General features: G+C 70.5%; 10 protein-coding genes. 5 read left to right on the top strand and 5 right to left on the bottom strand.

Annotated features, from left to right (window positions below; all coding sequences use genetic code 11):
* Nucleotides 1-37 precede the first annotated feature (37 nt).
* Both A6P39_RS09820 and A6P39_RS09815 read left to right on the top strand, forming a co-directional pair.
* Entirely contained in the window at nucleotides 38-430 is a 393-nt protein-coding gene (locus A6P39_RS09820; RefSeq protein WP_067041058.1) for a hypothetical protein, read from the top strand.
* Entirely contained in the window at nucleotides 427-1,440 is a 1,014-nt protein-coding gene (locus tag A6P39_RS09815; protein ID WP_159395977.1) for a hypothetical protein, read from the top strand. The genes A6P39_RS09820 and A6P39_RS09815 overlap by 4 nt, the downstream gene beginning before the upstream one ends.
* A 67-nt stretch (nucleotides 1,441-1,507) precedes the next feature.
* Here the strand turns inward: A6P39_RS09815 and A6P39_RS09810 are convergent, their stop codons facing one another.
* Genes A6P39_RS09810 through A6P39_RS09800 form a run of 3 tightly spaced genes read right to left on the bottom strand, consistent with a single transcriptional unit; the run spans nucleotide 1,508 to nucleotide 4,259 of the window.
* Nucleotides 1,508-3,133 carry a transglycosylase domain-containing protein gene (locus A6P39_RS09810; RefSeq protein ID WP_067041051.1) on the bottom strand — a complete coding sequence of 542 codons (1,626 nt, stop codon included), beginning with the start codon at nucleotides 3,131-3,133 and terminating at the stop codon, nucleotides 1,508-1,510.
* Entirely contained in the window at nucleotides 3,130-3,801 is a 672-nt protein-coding gene (locus tag A6P39_RS09805; RefSeq protein WP_275883837.1) for a hypothetical protein, read from the bottom strand. The genes A6P39_RS09810 and A6P39_RS09805 overlap by 4 nt, the downstream gene beginning before the upstream one ends.
* Nucleotides 3,798-4,259 (bottom strand): sigma-70 family RNA polymerase sigma factor, encoded by a 462-nt coding sequence (locus tag A6P39_RS09800; protein WP_067041034.1) that lies wholly within the window; start codon nucleotides 4,257-4,259, stop codon nucleotides 3,798-3,800. The genes A6P39_RS09805 and A6P39_RS09800 overlap by 4 nt, the downstream gene beginning before the upstream one ends.
* A gap of 90 nt (nucleotides 4,260-4,349) precedes the next feature.
* On the opposite strand from A6P39_RS09800, the gene A6P39_RS09795 reads away from it, so the two are divergent.
* Both A6P39_RS09795 and A6P39_RS09790 read left to right on the top strand, forming a co-directional pair.
* Complete coding sequence (locus tag A6P39_RS09795; protein WP_067041025.1) at nucleotides 4,350-4,871, top strand: SigE family RNA polymerase sigma factor; 522 nt, start codon at nucleotides 4,350-4,352, stop codon at nucleotides 4,869-4,871.
* Nucleotides 4,861-5,517, top strand: coding sequence for a L,D-transpeptidase (locus A6P39_RS09790; protein WP_067041022.1), 657 nt, complete (start codon nucleotides 4,861-4,863; stop codon nucleotides 5,515-5,517). Before A6P39_RS09795 ends, A6P39_RS09790 begins: the two co-directional genes overlap by 11 nt.
* 146 nt (nucleotides 5,518-5,663) lie before the next feature.
* On the opposite strand, the gene A6P39_RS09785 is transcribed toward A6P39_RS09790, so the two are convergent.
* Nucleotides 5,664-6,602, bottom strand: coding sequence for a LysM peptidoglycan-binding domain-containing protein (locus A6P39_RS09785; RefSeq protein WP_234378771.1), 939 nt, complete (start codon nucleotides 6,600-6,602; stop codon nucleotides 5,664-5,666).
* Nucleotides 6,603-6,624: 22 nt separating this feature from the next.
* Nucleotides 6,625-11,604, bottom strand: a complete 4,980-nt coding sequence (locus A6P39_RS09780) for a LamG-like jellyroll fold domain-containing protein (RefSeq protein WP_234378770.1) — start codon at nucleotides 11,602-11,604, stop codon at nucleotides 6,625-6,627.
* 250 nt (nucleotides 11,605-11,854) lie between these two features.
* On the opposite strand from A6P39_RS09780, the gene A6P39_RS09775 reads away from it, so the two are divergent.
* Nucleotides 11,855-18,415 (top strand): RHS repeat domain-containing protein, encoded by a 6,561-nt coding sequence (locus tag A6P39_RS09775; RefSeq protein ID WP_159395976.1) that lies wholly within the window; start codon nucleotides 11,855-11,857, stop codon nucleotides 18,413-18,415.
* Nucleotides 18,416-18,528 lie beyond the last annotated feature (113 nt).

Here is an 18,528-nt window from a genome sequence, read left to right as displayed (position 1 = left end):
GCCACCTGACGCCGTGAAGGACCGAGGGGGAAGCGGTATGAGCGACGACGACCTGATCTCCATGCTGACGGACCCGGCGCCCCCACCCGGACCCGCCGCCATCCTGGTGCTGCCCTCAGGACTCGAACTCGACCACGCCGCTGAGGCGCTGGAACTCCTGCTGGCCGGCGAGCCGGACGTCGACGTCGTCGAGTTGTGGATCGATGGGGTCGCGGTCGGGCGCACCACCCGCGACTTTCTTGGCGGCCCCCGCCGTTATATCGGTGCCGGTGACGGTGCCACCCTGCCCGGGCCGCCGGCCAGATACCGGATCATCGTGCTCACCTGTGCGGCGGAAAACTGCGATGCGGTGATCCGCCGGATCCATGTGGACGAGAGCCGTCTGCCCGCGTGCGTGAACGGGCACACCAGCGGATGGGTGACGCGATGAACCTCGGTGATCTCACCGGCTCCACGCTGAGCACCCTGACTCGGCGGTTCTTCCTCGTCAGCTATCTGCCGATCGGCGGGGCGACCCTGGCGCTGCTCACCCTGGCATGGGCCGGCGCACCGGCATCGACGCTCGACTTCAGGCGGGCGTGGCGGACGATGAGCCATCTGTCCACCGCTCAGGTGGCGGTCATCGCCGTGACCGTGCTGTTCGGGGCCTTCCTCGCGCATCCCCTGCAACTGCGCGTGGTGCGCATTCTGGAGGGGCACTGGCCTGCCGCGCTCTCACCGGTCGCCGGGCTGCTGCGTCGACGGCAGGCCGCACGTCGTCAGCGTCTGTGCGATGCCGAGGCACTTCCCGAGGCACCCACTGACGAAGACGTGGCGAGGGCAGGCAGGGCGGGCACCCGGCGGCGCCGGCTCTACCCCTTGGCACCCGCGTTGTACCCCACGGCTCTGGGCAACGTCATGGGCGCGACCGAGGAACACGCCGGAGCCGGCTACGGCTGGGACGCGGTGGTGGCATGGCCACGGCTGTATCCCCTCATTCCCGAGCAGACCCGGCAGGTACTGGATGACCGGCGCAACACTGTGGACACCGCGGCGCTGACCGCCGCGCTCTCGACGATCACTGCCGTCGGCGCCGCGGTCCTCCTGTGCCGGTCGGGCTGGGCCCTCATGCTCGTCCTGGCACCGTTGTCGGTGGCCCGGCTGGCGTACCTCGGCGCGGTTGCCGGTGCGGTCGCCTACGGTGAGGCGGTTCACGCGGCCTTCGACCTGCACCGCTTCGAACTCTTCACCGCGATGCACCTGCCGCTGCCCGCCAACCGGGCCGAGGAGAGGCAGGCCGCGGCCGGGCTGTGCGACTTCTGGCGCCAGGGCTTCCCGGTCGAACTCAGCTACTGCCACCCGCCGAAGACGCCGGAGCCCCCGCACCCGACCGCCCCCGGCCCCCGCTCGGCGGAGCCCGCTGGGACTCGGACAGGGCCGGCGGCCCCGACCGGATCCTGATCCTCGACGACCTCCTGACGCGATGAGGGGGCGAAGTCCCGCTCACCGCACGCCCCTCAACTCCCCCTCACCCGCCCGTCACCTTCTCCCGCACCCGCTGCGCCAGCCCCGCCGCGAACCCCTTCGCCGCCCGCGCGTCGGACAGGTGGGCTGGAGTCGCCGCTCTCTTCCCTCTCGCCGGGTGGTCTGCGAACAGGGCCACGGTGACGGAGAGCCGGCGGTCCGACTCGGTGTGCCAGAGGGTGCGGGTGGTGGCGGCGCCGGAGCCCGCGGTGCCCGTGCAGCCGGTCACACCCGTGGCGGCCGGGTGGGCACTGGCCACGGGCAGCAGCTCGCGGGTCCTGGGGTGGGCCGTGTAGACGGTGCGGCCGCCCCGGGTGATCTCCGCGACCGTGTACGGCTTCGCGTACGTCCCTTGCGCAGACGCCGTCGCGTACGCCGAGGCCAGCTGCAGCGGGGTCGGGGTCGGCGTCCTGACGAGGGAGGCGGCCGCGGCCGCGCCGGGCTCGGAGGCCCGTAGGGGAGCGAGGGCGCTGCCCGCCTCCACCGCCCCGGCGACGGCGTCGTTGAAGGGCTGTCTGGCGTAGTCGGCGCCGCCGTACAGGACGCGGATCGCGCCGTCGCCGGGGATCATCGCGACGACGGCCGTGTGCAGGCGTGTCCCCTTGGCGGCCGGCGGAGCCTGGCCCATCTGCTGGGCGGTGTCGTCCTGCGCCTCGATGTCGAACGTCGTACGGACCGTGTACCCGCCCCGCGCCAGCTGATCCTGGGTGATGCCCAGCCGGTCGGCCGCCTCGGCCCCCGCCGCGTCGATGAGGTACTGGCGCTGCCCGTCCGTGTCACCCGGCGGATAGAAACGGAACGCCGGGAAGGCCGCCGACGCCCGCTCCCCAGCCGTGATCGTGCCCGCGCCGCGCATACCGTCGAGGACCCACGCCCACCGCTTCTCCAGCGTCGCCGTCACCTGTGCGTCCGCGCCGACCCGTTCGTAGTACGACGGCAGGTTGATGATCGCCGCCAGGGCCGCACCCTGGGAGAGACTGAGGTCCTTCGCGCCGACGCCGAAGTAGTTGCGGGCCGCCGACTCGATCCCGGCCGCGCCCCGGCCGAAGTACACGGTGTTCAGGTACCCCTGGAGGATCGCGTCCTTGGTGCGGGTACGGTCCAGCTTGAGGGCGATCAGCGCCTCGCTCGCCTTGCGCGACAGCGACTGCTGGGGGGTGAGCAGGGCGTTCTTCACGTACTGCTGCGTGATCGTCGAACCGCCCTGCCGTTCCCCGCCGCTCAGCGTGGACCAGGCGGCCCGCAGGATCGCGGTCGGTGAGACGCCCGAGTCCGTGCGGAAGGAGCGGTTCTCCGCCGCGATCACCGCGTCCTGCACCTCGTGCGGCACCTGGGACAGGGGCACGTTCTGCCGGTCCACCGGGCCGCGCCGGCCCAGGTACTGTCCGCTCGCGTCCAGGAACACCGTGCTCTGCATGACCGTCTCCGGGTGCGGGGCGGGGATGACCGTCAGCCGATAGGCGACGACAGCCGCGGTGCACAGGGCCAGGAAGAAGACCAGTACGGCGATGAGTGCGCGGCGGATCCAGCGGGCACGGCGGCGCCGGGTGCGGACGCGGAAGGGGATCCGGCGACGATGACGTACGGGCTTCTCACCGCTCTGGTCGGGTACGTCCGGCGTGCTGCTCACCTGCCCACCCCGCCCTGTGCCACGACCGCTCCCCGTGCGTCGCGGACGGTCACCTGCGCGGCAAGCAACTGCTGTCTGTCTTCGGGGAGTTCGACCGTCGCGTACCATGCGCTCCAGCCGGGGCTGCCCGCGAGTGTCAGCAGCGTGCCGGAGGCCGTGCCGGACGGCGTCCGCAAGGTCACGCGGGCCGCGGGCGTCGGCCCCCGGTAGGTGCCCGTCATGAGATATCGGTTGCCGGTACCCAGCAGCGTCATCGTCACCGCGCCCTTGCGCCCGGCTTGCTCGGCGGGCGGCAGGACCAGCCCCGGCGCCGCCGACCAGTGCTCCCCCTCCTTCGTCAGCCACAACTCCACGTCGGGCAAGGGGCGTACATGTTCGCCCGTCGCAACGACCCGTACGGCCGAGGCCGTACCGGAGGAGGGCGGCGTGGGTGCCCCGGAGGCCGTCTTCGCGGTCAGGCGCGGTACGACGACGCAGGCGATCGTCCCGAGCAGCAGAGCGAGTGTCGCCAGCCACCGAACCCGCCGCCGTCTCCGCCACGCCCGCCCCTCGCGCTCGATCTGCGCCAGCGGCGCCGGCGGCGGCACCAGATCACCCACCTCCGCCGCGAACGACTCACTCAATTCGGCGGATCGCAGGCCTACTTGGCGTATTCCGGCGCGGGTCATGGGCGCACCTCCGCGAGGGCCCGGGCGCTCAGGGCGGCCAGCCCCCGCCGCGCGTACGCCGCCACCGCGCCCTGCGAGCAGCCCAGCAGTTCGGCGATCTCCGCCTCGGCGAGTCCGTCACCGTGGCGCAGCACGAGCACGACCCGCTGCCGGACGGGCAGGTCCGCCAACGCCTGCCCGAGCGCGGTGAGCCGGCGGTGCCCCCGGGCCGAACGGTGGCGCCGGTGCAGCCGTACCAGTGTCCGCCGCACATAGAAGTCGGCGTCGCCGGACGGCACCCGGCGTCTGCGCGCGTACGTCTGCGCCAGTGCCGCCCGCGCCAGGTCGGCGGCCTCGTCCGCGTCGCCGGTGAGGAGGCGGGCGGTGCGCAGGAGGCGGGGCCAGGCTTCGGTGGCGTAGGCCGTGAAGTCCCCACGGGGAGAGGGGGTTGGGGAGGACTTGGCTCTGGTGCTGGTCATCGTGATTCCCCTGAGGTGTGCTTCGATGTGCGACGTACGGGACCTGTACGCACGGCAGGGACCACCGGGTTGCAAGGGACGCCAGGAAAAATGACGGAGGATGAGTTCGACGCGTTCTACGCCGCCGCGTTACCCCGGCTGACCGGCCAGCTCTACACCTTCACCGGGGACCACGGGGAGGCGCAGGACGTCGTCCAGGAGGCGTTCGTACGGGCCTGGGACCGGCGGCGGGAGTTGGTCGCCGACGGGGCGCCCGAGGCGTGGGTCAGGACCGTGGCGATGCGGCTCGCGGTGAGCCGGTGGCGGCGGGCGCGACGGTGGCTGGAGCTGGTGCGCCGGACGCCGCCGCCCGAGAGCACTCCCGGCCCCGAGTCGCAGCACGCCCATCTCGCCGATCTGGTCACGGCGTTGCGGCGGCTGCCGGAGGCCCAGCGGATGGCGGTGGTGCTGCACCATCTGTGCGACCTGAGTGTCGAGCAGGTAGCCTCCGAGACCGGTGCGCCCGTGGGGACGGTCAAGGCCCGGCTGTCCCGTGGCCGGGCCGCGCTGCACAGGGAACTGGGCACCGAGTACGCGCAGTTCGGAGAGAGGGACGACGACCGTGTCCGATGACCTCACCACCGTCCTGCGTGAACTCGCCGAGTCCGCCGAGCAGGCGCCGTCGGTCTCCGGCGCCGGGATCCGCCGCCTCGCCCAGCGGCGCAGGCGCCGGCGTCGTACGGTCGCGGCCCTCGGCGTCACCGCCGCGGTGGCGGCCGCGGCCCTGGTGTCGGTGCTGAGCCCGGGCGGGTCGGGCACCGGACGACAGGACATGCCGGCCACACGCCCCACGAGGACGCTCACGCGGCAGCCGGCGCCCGACGCCGAGGTGGATCTCTCGTCGCGGCTCCTCAGGGCCGGCGGCCGGAGCATGCCCCTCTCGTCCGGCCTCGCACGCACCCCGACCCCGACCGGGCGGATGACCGTCATCGCCAAGGCCGACGTCACCAGGGTGTCCGGAGCGGTGGTCGGCCGGCCGCGCGACCTCCGGTACACCGTGCGCTGGGTGATCCGGCTCCGCGCAAACGACGGCACGACGACGGCCGTCTTCGGCTTGACCACCGACGACACGGCGCCGGGTGCCGTCGACGACACGTCCGGCTGGATCGGCCTGCGGCCGGCCGACGCGAGGTGGCTGTACGACCGGTTGCGCACCGGGTCGGTGGTCGACATCGGGGGCCGTGCGCCGACGGCCCCCTGGCCCACACCCTCCGCATGACGGAGGCCGGAGCCGCTCCAAGTGGCTCCGGCCTCAGCGGCGTTCGGCTCCCGTCTGCACGCCTTGCCCCTGACCGGCCGAGAGACAGGGGCCGCGGTTCGGCGTACCGACCGCGGCCCCTGGCCTTCACACATCACCGGCACGCACTAGTGGATGGCGATCACCGGGTGCTGGGCCGGGTCGATCCAGCGGATCATCTCGGTCATCACCGTGGCGGGCAGGGCGACGCACCCCGCTGTGGGACCGGCCTGCGGACCGAGGTCGTGGAGGAAGATCCCGGCGCCGCGTCCGGGGACGGCGGGGTTGGTGTTGAAGTTGATGACGAGGGCGTTGTTGTACTGCGTGGGGTAGTTGATGAGGTGTTCGCTGCCGTGCTCGCCCGCCTCGGTGAGGGGGAAGCCGCCCTGCTCCGAGGTGCGCATCTGGTTGTAGTAGGGCGATGAGGGGTCCTCGACCCACCAGTCGTCCGAGGCCACGTGGTGGTACGGCATCCTGGTCCCGGGGTTGGCGCCGACGCCGAAGCCCTGCGTGATGGTGTAGGTGCCGGTCGGCGTGGTGTCCGTGCCCTGCTTGCGCGTGGTGCCGTCGGTCACCCCGTTCGCCCCGACCCGGGCGTGGGTCGTGGAGTAGACCTGCTTCCAGGTGCTCCCGCTCTTCTGCCACGCGATGACGGTGGCGTACGAGCCGTGGGCCTGGACGGTGATGACCTGCGTCGCCTTGCCGACCGTGACCGGGACGGGGAAGGGCAGCGCCGTCGTCGAACCGCTGGACGCGGTGGGCAGGACCAGGTGCTCGCCCGGGTAGATGGTGTACGGGCTGGCGAGGTGATTGGCCTGGGCGATCGCCTGCCAGCCGCCGGGCACGTGCTGGGCCTGCGCGATGCCGGAAAGGGTGTCGCCCGCCTTGACGGTGTACGTCGTCGTGGCCGCCGCGGTGACCGCGGCCGGCGTGGCGGCCTGCGCGGGGGCGGCGGCGAGGGCGCTGCCCGCGGCGGTGGCGGCGGCGAGCGCCGAGGTGGCCATCGCGGCACGCATGCGCGCCGGGCGTGGCCTCGCGTGCCGGCCGGAGCCGGTGATGAAGGACATGGGTTCGCTGTTTCCTTTGCCGCTACTGGATCTGCTGGTAGAGGGCGGTGACCTGGTTCGGGGTCAGCGCGTAGTTCCACGCCTGGACGTCACTGATGGCGCCGGGGAAGAAGTCGGTGTTGATCCCGTTGTACTTCGAGCGGCCGACGGAGAACGCGTTGGTGGCGCTCCACGACGTCACGTTGGCCGCGGATGCGGCGAGTGTGCCGTTGACGTACAGCTGGGCCGTCCTGGTGGCGGCGTTGTAGACGCCGACCAGGTGGGTCCAGGTGTTCGCGGTCGCTCCGGAGCTGAAGGCGTCGGTGAAGGCCGGGCTGGTCTGGTCGGCGCCCGTGAAGGTGAGGGCCCAGCCGGGGCTGCCCTTGATGGCGTAGTTGTACTGGAGGTAGAAGGGGCTGGCCTGGGTGCCGTCCTGTCCGGCGACGGTGGCGTTGTGCGTGGGCAGTGAGGAGGGATCGACCCAGGCGGAGACCGAGTAACTTCCCGCGGTGTTGAGGACCTGCCCGTTGCTGGCGGCGTAACCGGTGCTGCCGTCGAAGGAGAGCACCTCTCCGCGGGTTCCGTCGCTGGTCCAGGTGGTCGTGCCGTTCAGGGTCAGGGTGTTGCTGCCGACACCGGTGGTGTCGTTGACCGTGTACGGGGTGTCGGTGCGCGCGGTGTCGTTGGCGGTGGTGTAGGCGGTGCCGTCGTTGAGCGCCCAGGTGTCGTGCGGGGAGAGGATCGCTGTCGTCTCCGCCGCGTAGCCGGCGTTGGTGATGTTCGCGTGGTCGCCGGGATCGGCCTGGGCGTGGAGTTTCTCCTCACCGTTGCCGGTGTCGGGGACCGAGACGGCGGCGTCGAAGTCGGCGTAGTAGACGGCGGGGGTCGACCAGGGGCTGCCCAGGTTTCCGCCGCTCAGCCAGCCGTTGACGTTGGTGCGGTACCCGTCGACCGTGCTGCTGCAGGGGTCGTTGGGCGTGGCACCGTCGCCCGCGTAGCCGTCGCACGGGGTCAGCGAGGTCAGGGTGGTGGCGATGCCCCAGCCCTGGAGCTGCTGGAGCAGGGCGGTGTAGCCGTTGGCCTCCAGATCCGCGTCGGTCCGGCCGAACAGCAGGTCTTCCAGCCCCTCGTAGAGGACGACGTTGCTGATGCCCGGCTGGTCGAGGATGTCCCGGTCGATGCGGGACAGGGCCGAGGGGCCTCCGACCGTGCTGCCGTTGTAGGTCTCCGGGTTGTCGCCCATGAGCTGGTTGGACTCGATGCCCTCGGCGATGGTGCCGTACGGGCTGGGAGTGCTGGGCTCGGCCCCTGCCAGGGTGTCCGAGACGCGGTAGCCGCTGGTGTTGGTCGGGGTGGTGTTCGGCTGGAAGGGGTCGATCAAGCCGTCACCGAGGACCGCCTGGGTGGGAACGTGGGCGGTGGAGACGTCCACGTCGGTGGCGAGGTCGCTGAACCAGCCCTGGAAGGTACCGGTGCCGGAGAACGGCGTGCCGGTGGTGTCGGTGGTCTTGTCCCCGGCGCCGGTCGCGGTCAGGTACTCGTAGGCGTTGTTGGCGTAGGAGTGCTGCACGAGGTAGGGAACGGTGTTGGAGAGCTGGTAGGAGACCAGCAGGTACTGGCCCGCGGTGACGGTGAAGTTCAGCGGGTCGCTGTACGCCATCGCGCCCTCGGGGATCGTGGCCGACTGGCTGCCGCCGAAGGTCAGTGTCGTCGGGGTGCCGCTCGGGGCGGCCGAGGGGGAGCCGGATCCGGAGTCGAGCGCGATGGTGGCGTGCCCGATGGACAGCTTGCTGGTGCCCAGGGCGTTGTCCAGCTTGACCCGGACCGTGCCGCCGGACACCGAGGGCTTGAGGGCGATGCGGATGGTCTGGTTGGAGTAGTTGCCGCCCTGGTAGGCGTACTGGCCCTCGTCCGCGTTGGCCCACGCGCCGGTCCACGACTGGCCGGATGCCGCCGCCGCGGTGCTGCCGTTCGCCTCGGGGGTTCCGGCGGTGGTGTTGCGGGTGGCCATGCCGAAGACGTGCAACGCCTGCGTGTTGTTGCCGACGTGGTCGCTGACGTCGGGCAGGGTGACCGAGGCGATCGTCCTGCTCGGGTCGACGGGTACGGCGAACGGGTAGATCTTCGGCTGGTAGGCGCTGCTCGAGACCTGGCCGGACGGCTTGTTCCAGTGCGGCAGCGCCACGGCCGACAGCGTGGCCGGACCACTGATCCAGTCGGGCGTGGTCAGGTAGTACGTCGTGCTGGTGCCGTCGGTGTAGGTGATGGTGCCGCTGGCGGGGCACACGTCGTCCGGGTCGGTGCCGGAGAAGCAGTAGGAGCCGGAGACGCCGGTGCCCGCGGGCACGTACGGCGCGGTGGTGTCTCCCTGGATGGCACCGGGGTCGGCGAGGTTGGCGTTGGTGGAGGTCGTCAGGAACACGAGGGCGTTGCCGGAGCCGCTGTAGGCGACGGTCTGGTTCGCGGCCAGTACGTTGTCCTTCTGGCCGGAGCCGAAGGCCGGAAGCGTGAAGGTGGCGCCGTCGACCGTGACCTTCCCGCCGCTGGTCCAGCCGGCGTTGGTCAGGTCGGTGGCCGAGAAGCTGGCGGTTCCGTCGGCGCCGCCCTCGGACATGTTGCTGTCCGGGCTGATCGCGGTGTTGTTCATGCACGCGGACAGGCTGGTGCAGTTGCTGCCCGCGTGCCCGGTGGCCAGGAAGGCGTAGCCGAAGCCGCCGGAGAAGTCCCCGGCCGCGTCCACCGCGTAGACCCACAGGGTGTGGGGGCCGGGGGAGGGCGGGGTGACGGTCACGGTCGCCGTGTTGTTGCTCGCGGTGACGGTCTCGTTCGCGGGCGGGTTGCTGGTGGGGGGCGACTCGTCGAGGTTGTAGACGAACTTCGTCGCGCTCGCGCCGCCGCTGGTGGCGAGGTCGAACTTCCCCGCGGTCCCCGCGGCAGCGCCTGCACCGCCACCGTTGTGGGTGTTGGGGAAGAGGTTGTTCTCGGAGGTGACCGTCGGCGTGTCCGGCGCGGTCGGCTCGGCGGTGAAGTGGCAGGTCGGGGACTGGCTGTAGGACGTGGAGTCCTCACCGTCGCTGACCTTGGCCTGCCAGTCGACCACCTGCCCGCTGGTCAGCGAGCTGATGAAACTGGACGGCACGCTGTAGCTGGCGGTGGAGCCGCTGGCGAGGTTGTCGCCGCTGAGCCCGGTGTACTTGGTCGAGGATCCGTTGACCCAGTACTGGAAGGTGGCCTGCAGCTTGTCGCCGTCACCGTCCGACACCTTCGCCTTGAGCACCGGCGGGGTGCTCGCGATGGTCTTGCCCATGTACGGGTACGGCGCGGTGGTGTCGCAGGCCGCGTCGTCGGCTCCGGAGACCGCGGACATGGAGGCGGCGCTGGGTGCGGAGGGGATGACGTTGTACTCGATCTGGAGCGCCGGGTTGTGGGTGAACCGGGAGAAGCCCAGGTCGTCGCCGCGGGACTCCGCCCCGTCCTCGCTGAGCGTGCCGGCGAACGAGGTGCCGTGGCCGGAGGCCATGTTCCGGATCGGGGTCAGGACGTCCAGACCCTCGCTCACCGAGCCGTTGTTCGGGCAGTAGGTGGGGTTGTAGGCCCGGGGAAAGCCCGTCGAGGTCGAGTAGTTGAGGTATCCCGGGCGGTTGCTCCAGTCCGTTCCCGAGCCGATGCCGCCCGACCAGTGCAGGTTGACCGTGTAGGTGCCCGCCCCGCAGGACGCGGAGTAGATCTCCTGTGCCTCCACGGTGGCGCTGTTGATGTGAGCGCCCCAGATGGTGGAGGACAGCCGCCACTGGTAGATCGCGTGCTCGTTTCCGGTGCTGCAGCCGTCGGGCCAGCCGTTGTAGCCGACGCCCATGTTGCCGCCGTCCGCGTTCGAACCGGTCTGGTTGTAGAAGGAGGAGCCCGGACAGCCCTGTTTGACCTCGTCGAAGGCCGGTGCGGCCGGGTCGTAGGGGTGCCAGTTGAACGTGGGGTCGATGTAGAGCGGGAAGACGGTGGACGCGGAGGTCAGCGTCCGCCTGTCCGGTATCAGGGAGAGCGTGGACGCCGACAGGCGGGTCCGCACCGGGACGACCCGCGCGGCCAGACCGGCGTGGGACGCGTCGGAGGCGTCGGGACCGATCCTGGCGCCGCTCGCCGGCACGGCCGCCTTCTTCCCGGCGGGGGTGTGCACAGTGGTGTTGGAGTCCCACATGAACGGCGTGGCGGCGTCCATCACCTCACGCCGGCGGGAGTCGAGGATCGCCAGTGCGCCGTTGCCGCGCTGGGCGAGCCGGCCGCCGGTCACCTTGACGCCCAGGCGGACGGTGGCCAGGGCCGGGTTCTTCGCGGCGGCCGCCGACTTCACCACCAGCGTGTCGGTGAAGCCGCCCGAGGCGGTGGCGGAGACCACCAGGTCGACCGAGGGCAGAACCGACCGGTAGGTGGCCGTGGATCCGTGGACGACCGGGGCCGGCAGCGTGCCGGGCCAGGTGACGGCCATGTCCTGGCCGCCGGATGCGGTGGTGACGAGCGGTGTGCGGCCGCCGCCGGAGAACGACTCGGTGCCGTACGCGGTGGCGGCCGGGGACCAGGTGCCGTCCGCCGACCGGTGCAGACGCAGGTCGACGGGCACCCAGGTGCCGTGCTTGCGGGCGCGCACCGGCTCCGGGTTCGACGTCAGCAGGAACCCGCCCTTGGGGCGGGCGGTGATCTGCTGGTCGGGAGTGGTCAGTGAGCCGACCGCCGTCGGTCGTCCCGTCCGGGCCGCCTGTTTCGAGGCGGACTGCATCGCCCGCTCGGCCGGCCCCGACGCCCCGTAGCCGTTGCTCATGGGGGTCAGGCCGGAGGGGCGGCTGCTGTGGGCGAGCGGAGCCGAGCGGCCGGTGGAGTAGTGGGCCTGGGTCCCCGCCGGCGGTTTAGGGACCGTGCCGTAGGCCGAGGTGCCCGCCGCCAGGACCGCGGTCACTGCCAGTGCCGCGGTCAGCGCTGTTCGGTGGCGTCTGCCGGGTCTGCGTCTGCCGGCGGCGCGTTGTGGGTGCATCAGGTGGCGTCTCCCTGTTCCAGTGAGCCGAATGATCCGGCTTCGGACAGACGCTAGGAGTCCGTCAGGGGCAAAGCCAGAGCATGTGTTGTTCACAGGGAGAGAGTTAGACCGACTTGTGATCACTGTGTGCCGATTTGACGTAAGTAATAGATCAACTAAGGCCCTCTGGCGGGGCTACTCAGCGCAAACGCCCTGTTGTTAGCGTCCGCTGGGCTGAGTTGAGCCACCGTCAATGTGAGGGGGACATGTGGCTTCCGGTAACGACCGAGGCGACAGAACAGGCAGACGCGGCTGGGCGGGCGGGGCGGGCAGATGGTGGCGGGGCCGTACGGCTTCACGCGCGCTGACCGCCCTGTCCACGGCCACGTTCCTGTGCGTCGGAGTACTCCAGGCAACCCCGGTCGCGGCCGCCGCGCACCGCCATCCACCGTCCGTGCGGCACGACAAGTCGGTCCCGGTCACACCGGTCGCCTCCCACTACCACAAGCTCGGGGCGATGCCGCGTTACCGGCCGTCGACGGTCTCCTGGCCCAGCGGGAGCGCCCAGGTCACACTGGTGCCCGGTGGCCTGCGCCGGGCGACGGCCACCGCGCGGCCGAAGGCCCCGGTGCGGGCCGGCTCCCTGCCGGTGTGGATCGGTCCTGCGACCGCGCACGGCACGAAGGGCCGCTCCCACGCCAACACCGCCGTGCCGCGCACTCCTTCGCAAGTGCGGGTGCAGGTCCTGCCCCGCGCGAAGGCCACCGCGGCCGGAGTGACCGGCGTGCTCGTGACGGCCGGCCAGACCGATGCCGCCGCGACCGAGGGCAGCGTCCAACTGTCCCTGGAATACCGGAGTTTCGTCGCCGCCTTCGGCGCGGACTGGGCGTCCAGGCTGCACCTCGTCGCACTGCCCGCCTGCGCACTGACCACACCGCACCTGGCGCGCTGCCGTACGCAGAAGCCGCTGTCCTTCGTGAACGACGGAAAGCTCGGGCGGCTGCGTGCGGACCTCGACCTTCCTGCCGGCCCGTCCCGGGCCGGGCACGACGCCGCGAGCCTCACGCCCGGCTCCCCGTCGGGTGCGAAGCGGCGGCAGGCGTCGACGGCGCCGATGACCTCGATGACGCAGAACAGCGTGATGGTGCTGGCCGCGACCTCGTCACCCGGCGGTGGCGGAGGCGACTTCACGGCCACCTCCCTGCAGCCCTCCAGCTCCTGGCAGGCAGGCGGCAGCACGGACGCCTTCACCTGGTCGTACCCCATTTCCCTGCCCCCGGTGCCCGGGGATCTCCACCCCAGCGTCTCGCTCGGCTACGACTCGCAGTCGCAGGACGGTCTGACCTCGTCCACCAACAACCAGGCGTCGTGGATCGGTGACGGGTTCGACTACAGCCCGGGATTCGTCGAGCGGTCCTACCAGTCGTGCCATCAAAATCCCTCCGGCGCGACCCAGACGTGGGACAACTGCTGGTCGTCGGAGAACACCGTCACGCTGTCGCTGGGCGGCCGGACGACGACGCTGGTCAAGGACGACTCCACCGGCGCCTGGCATGCGCAGAACGACGCCAACGAGCGGGTGCAGTACAAGACCGGTGCCTCCAACGGCGCCCAGAGCGGCGAGTACTGGGTCGTGACGACCCCGGACGGCACCCAGTACTACTTCGGACAGAACCAGTTGCCCGGATACGCCGGCGGCAACACCGCCACCAACTCGGTATGGACCGAACCGGTCTACGCCACCGCCTCCGGGCAGCCCTGCTACAACTCGTCCTTCGCCAGCTCCTGGTGCCAGCAGGCCTACCGCTGGAACCTCGACTACGTCGTCGACCCGCACCAGGACACGGTCTCGTACTTCTACACCACCGAGACCAACTACTACGCCCGCGACCTGGGTACCACCGCGAACACGAGCTACATCCGCGGCGGTTACCTCAACAAGATCATGTACGGTCAGCGCGCGGGCCAGGTGTACTCCACCTCGCCGTCCGCCCAGGTGCTGTTCACCGTCAACGGCCGCTGCAACACATCCTCCAGCGGCTGTGCCACCTCCACGCTGTCCACCTCGACGGCCGCCCAGTGGCCGGACGTGCCGTACGACCTGAACTGCGCCAGCGGAGCGTCCTGCTCGGTCAACTCGCCTACGTTCTGGTCGGAGTACGAGCTGACCGGCATCCAGACCCAGGCTCTGGTCGGCACCACCGAGACCAACGTCGACTCCTGGACCTTCGCCCACTCCTTCCCCGCAACAGGTGACGCGACCACGCCGTCGCTGTGGTTGTCCTCGATCACCCGCACGGGCCAGGACACGAGCGCCGGCGGATCGACGTCCTCCCTCTCCGTCCCGCCGGTCACGCTCGGCGGCACGCCGCTGTCCAACCGGGTCAACACCACCGACGGCTACCCGCCCATCACCCGGCAGCGGCTGAACACCATCACCACCGAGACGGGCGCGACCATCAGCGTCGCCTACTCGTCGGCCGCCTGCGGATCCGGCACACCGGCGGACGCCAGCCAGAACACCCAGCTGTGCTACCCGTCGTACTGGACACCCACCGGCCAGACGGCACCGGTCCAGGACTGGTTCAACAAGTACGTCGTCACCGGCGTCACCCAGCAGGACCCGACCGGGGGCGGTGTCAACGACACCGTCGCCACCCACTACACGCCGGTCGGCTCGCCCGCCTGGCACTACGACGACAACCCGCTGACCCCGTCGAACAAGCGCACCTGGAACCAGTGGCGCGGCTACCAGGGCATGAAGGTCAGCACCGGTACCGCGCCCGACCCGGTCACCGAGACCGACTACACCTACTTCCGTGGCATGGACGGCGACACGCTGCCCGGCAACGGCACCCGGTCGGTGTCCCTCACCGCCTCCCGCGGCGGCGCCGCCGTCAAGGACCTCGGCCAGTACGCCGGCATGACGCTGGAGACGATCGCCTACAACGGCTGGGGCAGCGGCAAGGAAGTCACCGACACCATCACCACCCCCTGGACCTCCGCGGCGACCGCCACCCACGCCGTGACCGGCCTGCCGAGCCAGCAGGCGTTCCTCACCGGCGACAGCCAGAAGCTGGTGTACACCCCGCTGGCCTCCGGCAGCACCCAGGAGACCGAGACCGACTACACCCACGACTCCTACGGACGGGTCACCAAGACCGACGACCAAGGGGACGTGTCCACCGCGGCCGACGACCTGTGCACCACGACCAGCTACGCCGACAACACCAGCGCCTGGATCCTCGACAAGCCCGACGAGGCCAGCACCGTGTCGGTGAAGTGCGCCACCACACCGTCGCTGCCGGGCGATGCCGTCTCGGACACCCTCACCTACTACGACAACTCCACCACCTTCGGCGCCGCGCCCAGCGCCGGCAACCCGACGATGGTGCAGAAGGCCGTCTCCTACAGCGGCTCCACTCCCACCTACGTCACCGAGTCCACCACCGTGGACCAGTACGGCCGGACACTGACCTCGACGGACGGCGACACCCGCAAGACCACCACCGCGTACACCCCGGCCACCGGCGCGGAGCCGACGTCCATCACGGTCACCGACCCGATGACCTACGCCACCACCACGACCTATGACGCACTGCGCGAGCTGCCCCTGCAGAAGACCGACCCCGCGAGCTACGTGACCAAGGAGCAGTACGACGCCCTCGGCCGGCGGACCGCCGTCTTCAAGCCCGGCATCTCCAACGCGAGCCTGAAGTACAGCTACACGCTCTCGAACAGCGCGCCGTCCGTGGTCACCACGCAGAGCCTGAACAACGACGGATCGACCTACCGCACCAGCGAGATCCTCTACGACGCGCTGCTGCGCCCCAGGGAGAACCAGACCGCCACCCCGGACGGCGGCCGGCTCGTGGCCGACACCGTCTACGACACCAACGGCTGGACCGTCAAGACCACCGACGCGTACTACAACAGCTCGGCGCCCAACGCCACACTGGTCCAGGCCCAGGACGGCCAGATACCCTCCGAGACCGGCTTCACCTACGACGGCGCCGGCCGCAAGACGGCCGCCACCGCGTACGCGCTGGGCAGCCAGACGTGGCAGACCACGTACACCTACGGCGGCAACTTCACCACCACGGTTCCCCCCAAGGGCGGCACCGCGAAGAGTGTCCTGACCGACGCCCGCGGCCGCACCACCGACCTGTACCAGTACCACTCCGGCGTCCCCGCCGACCCGGTGGGCGACCCGGCCTCCGACTACTCGGACACCCGCTACACCTACTTCCCGAGCGGCAAGCGGGCCACCGAGACCGACCCGGGCGGCAACAGCTGGTCCTGGACGTACGACCTGCTCGGCAACGCGACCTCCGCCACCGACCCGGACACCGGCACCCTGCACAGCACCTTCGACAACGCCGGACAGCTCACCACCGTCACCGACGCCCGCGGCAAGCAGACCACCTACACCTACGACAACGACGGCCGTAAGACAGCCGCCTACGACACCACCGGCAACGCCACCGCGTCGTCCAGTGACCAGACGGGTGCCTGGACCTACGACACGCTCAAGAAGAGCTATCCCACGGCGTCCACGTCCTACCAGATGGGCACCAGCAGCCCCGCCGTCACCAACGCCGTCCTCGCCTACACGAGCATGGCCAAACCGCAGGCCGTGCGGGAGACACTGGCCAACCTGCCGGCCAACGAGAGCACGCTCGCTCCGTCCGGTGGCTACACCGTGTCGTACAGCTACAGCCTCATCGGCAACATCAGCTCGCTGGGCGAACCGGCCTCCGGTGGACTGCCCGCCGAGACCGTCAACTACGGCTACGACAACTACAGCGAGCTCACCGGCATGTCCAGCAGCGGCACCACCGCGTGGGACTACGTGCAGGCCGTCGGCTACTCGGAATACGGACAGCCGCTGCAGTACACCATGGGGCCGTCCGGAACCTGGGTCGACCTGGCGCTCACCTATGACGCGCAGACCCACGCCGTGACCGAGGCCCAGACCACCGACTCCGGATCGAGCCAGGTCGTCGACGACACGACCTACGGCCGCAGCAACGCGGCCGTCTCGGCCGGCGCCGGACTGGTCGTCTCGACCACCGACAAGCAGAACGGCGGCGCGACCACCGACACCCAGTGCTACACCTACGACTACGCCACCCGCCTGTCGGCGGCCTGGACCGCGACCGACAACTGCTCGGCGACCCCGGCCCCGGGCAACAGCGGCACCGTCGGCGGCCCCAACTCCTACTGGCAGACCTGGACGTACGACGCCGCCGGCAGCCGTGACACCCAGACCGATCACGACACCGGCGGCAACACCGCCAACGACACCACCACCAGCTACCACTACCCCACGGCCGGCTCCGGCTCGGACCAGCCGCACACCCTCAGCAACACCACCGCCACCGGACCCGGCGCGTCCGGCAACACGGCCAGCTACACCTACGACGCCTCCGGCAACACCAAGACCATCACCGGCGGGGCCACCGGCGACCAGACCCTGACCTGGAACGACCAGGGCAAGCTCGCCACCGACACCACCAGCTCGGGCACCACCGGCTACCTGTACGACGCGGACGGCAACCTCGTCCTGCGCACCGACCCCGGCCAGGCCACACTGTTCCTCGGCGCCGCCGGCGAGCAGATCACCGAGAACACCGGAACCCAGGCCCTGTCCGGCACCCGCTACTACAGCATCGGCGGAGCCATCACCGCCGAACGCTCCAGCAGCGGCGACATCCAGTACCTCGTCCCCGAACGCCAGGGCACCGACACGCTCGCCATCGACTACCAGACCCTCACCGTCACCCGCCGCCAGTTCGCCCCCTTCGGCAACACCCGCGGCACCGCCCCCAGCTGGCCGGGCGACAAGGGCTACATCGGCGGCACTCCCGACACCACCACCAGCCTGGAGAACCTCGGCGCCCGCGAGTACGACCCCGCCAGCGGCCGGTTCCTCTCCCCGGACCCGCTCCTGGAGAACACCGACCCCAACCAGCTCGGCGGGTACGACTACGCGGGCAACGACCCCATCACCCTGAGCGACCCCACCGGCGCCGAAGGCGATGACGGCAGTTCGTGGCTCACAGCCGAGAACAACTGGGTCTACCAGGGCGGCTTCGACAGCCAGGGCAACATGGTCGACGAGAACGGCAATCCGCGCTACGGCGGCCTCAACCTCGCCGACATGGGCAATTACGACTACAGCCGAGGCCGGCCGGCGTACCACGGCTGCGATTCGTACTGCGAGTACATCAAGCGGACCGCGGCGGAGGACAAGGCGGCCTACGCGGCCATGGAGAAGCACTACGACCTGTCGGAACTGAACATACGGGATGTGGGCCCGTACCAGATGACGCTGCTGTGGGCCGGGGGGCTGGGCACCACGTACCCGACGATCAGGTTCGACGAGAGCGACCTGCTGACCCGGGAACTCGAGAACGACCCGCACAACAAGGACATCCTCGACAACTGCATGGTGAGTGCGAACTATTGCACCACCCCGGGGGCCATACATCACGAGGACTATTCGGATGCCGGCCTCCAGAACCTTCCCCTCGACGCGCTGGCCGGCCTCGGCCGCGGCCTGTTCGGCCGTCCCCCGGTCGACGGATTCCTGGGCTCGTACACCGAGATGGTCACGGTCCGTTCCTACAACCCGCGCACATCCACGGCGGTGGTCGACTTCTATGTCGACAACAAGAGCGGCTTCGAATCATTCGAGCATGCGTGGACCCAGCACGGTCACAACACATCCAGTGGACCGGGAGCGACCATCGAGGAGAAGTTCTTCTGGACCAAGACGGTTCAAGTAGGCGAAGCACCACCGGGAATGGTCGAACTCGCCAACTGACGAAGGAAGCCCGCTCGCACCGGTACGCGGTGCGAGCGGGCTTCTGGTTCACGTGACGTCCGGCAGGTGAGGCAGGTAGGGTTCCGCCGGGCGGAGGATGCGCCGGCGAGTGC

It is taken from the genome of Streptomyces sp. FXJ1.172 (assembly GCF_001636945.3).
Taxonomy (GTDB): domain Bacteria; phylum Actinomycetota; class Actinomycetes; order Streptomycetales; family Streptomycetaceae; genus Streptomyces.
The sequence above is the reverse complement of the archived record's forward strand: the minus strand, read 5'-3'. Positions and strand labels throughout refer to the sequence as shown.

Bases quoted from the DNA above. Each gene is read 5' to 3' on its own strand.
- A6P39_RS09820 (WP_067041058.1), top strand. From the start codon at position 38: ATGAGCGACGACGACCTGATCTCCATGCTGACGGACCCGGCGCCCCCA.
- A6P39_RS09815 (WP_159395977.1), top strand. From the start codon at position 427: ATGAACCTCGGTGATCTCACCGGCTCCACGCTGAGCACCCTGACTCGG.
- A6P39_RS09805 (WP_275883837.1), bottom strand. From the start codon at position 3,801: ATGACCCGCGCCGGAATACGCCAAGTAGGCCTGCGATCCGCCGAATTG.
- A6P39_RS09800 (WP_067041034.1), bottom strand. From the start codon at position 4,259: ATGACCAGCACCAGAGCCAAGTCCTCCCCAACCCCCTCTCCCCGTGGG.
- A6P39_RS09795 (WP_067041025.1), top strand. From the start codon at position 4,350: ATGACGGAGGATGAGTTCGACGCGTTCTACGCCGCCGCGTTACCCCGG.
- A6P39_RS09785 (WP_234378771.1), bottom strand. From the start codon at position 6,602: ATGTCCTTCATCACCGGCTCCGGCCGGCACGCGAGGCCACGCCCGGCG.
- A6P39_RS09780 (WP_234378770.1), bottom strand. From the start codon at position 11,604: ATGCACCCACAACGCGCCGCCGGCAGACGCAGACCCGGCAGACGCCAC.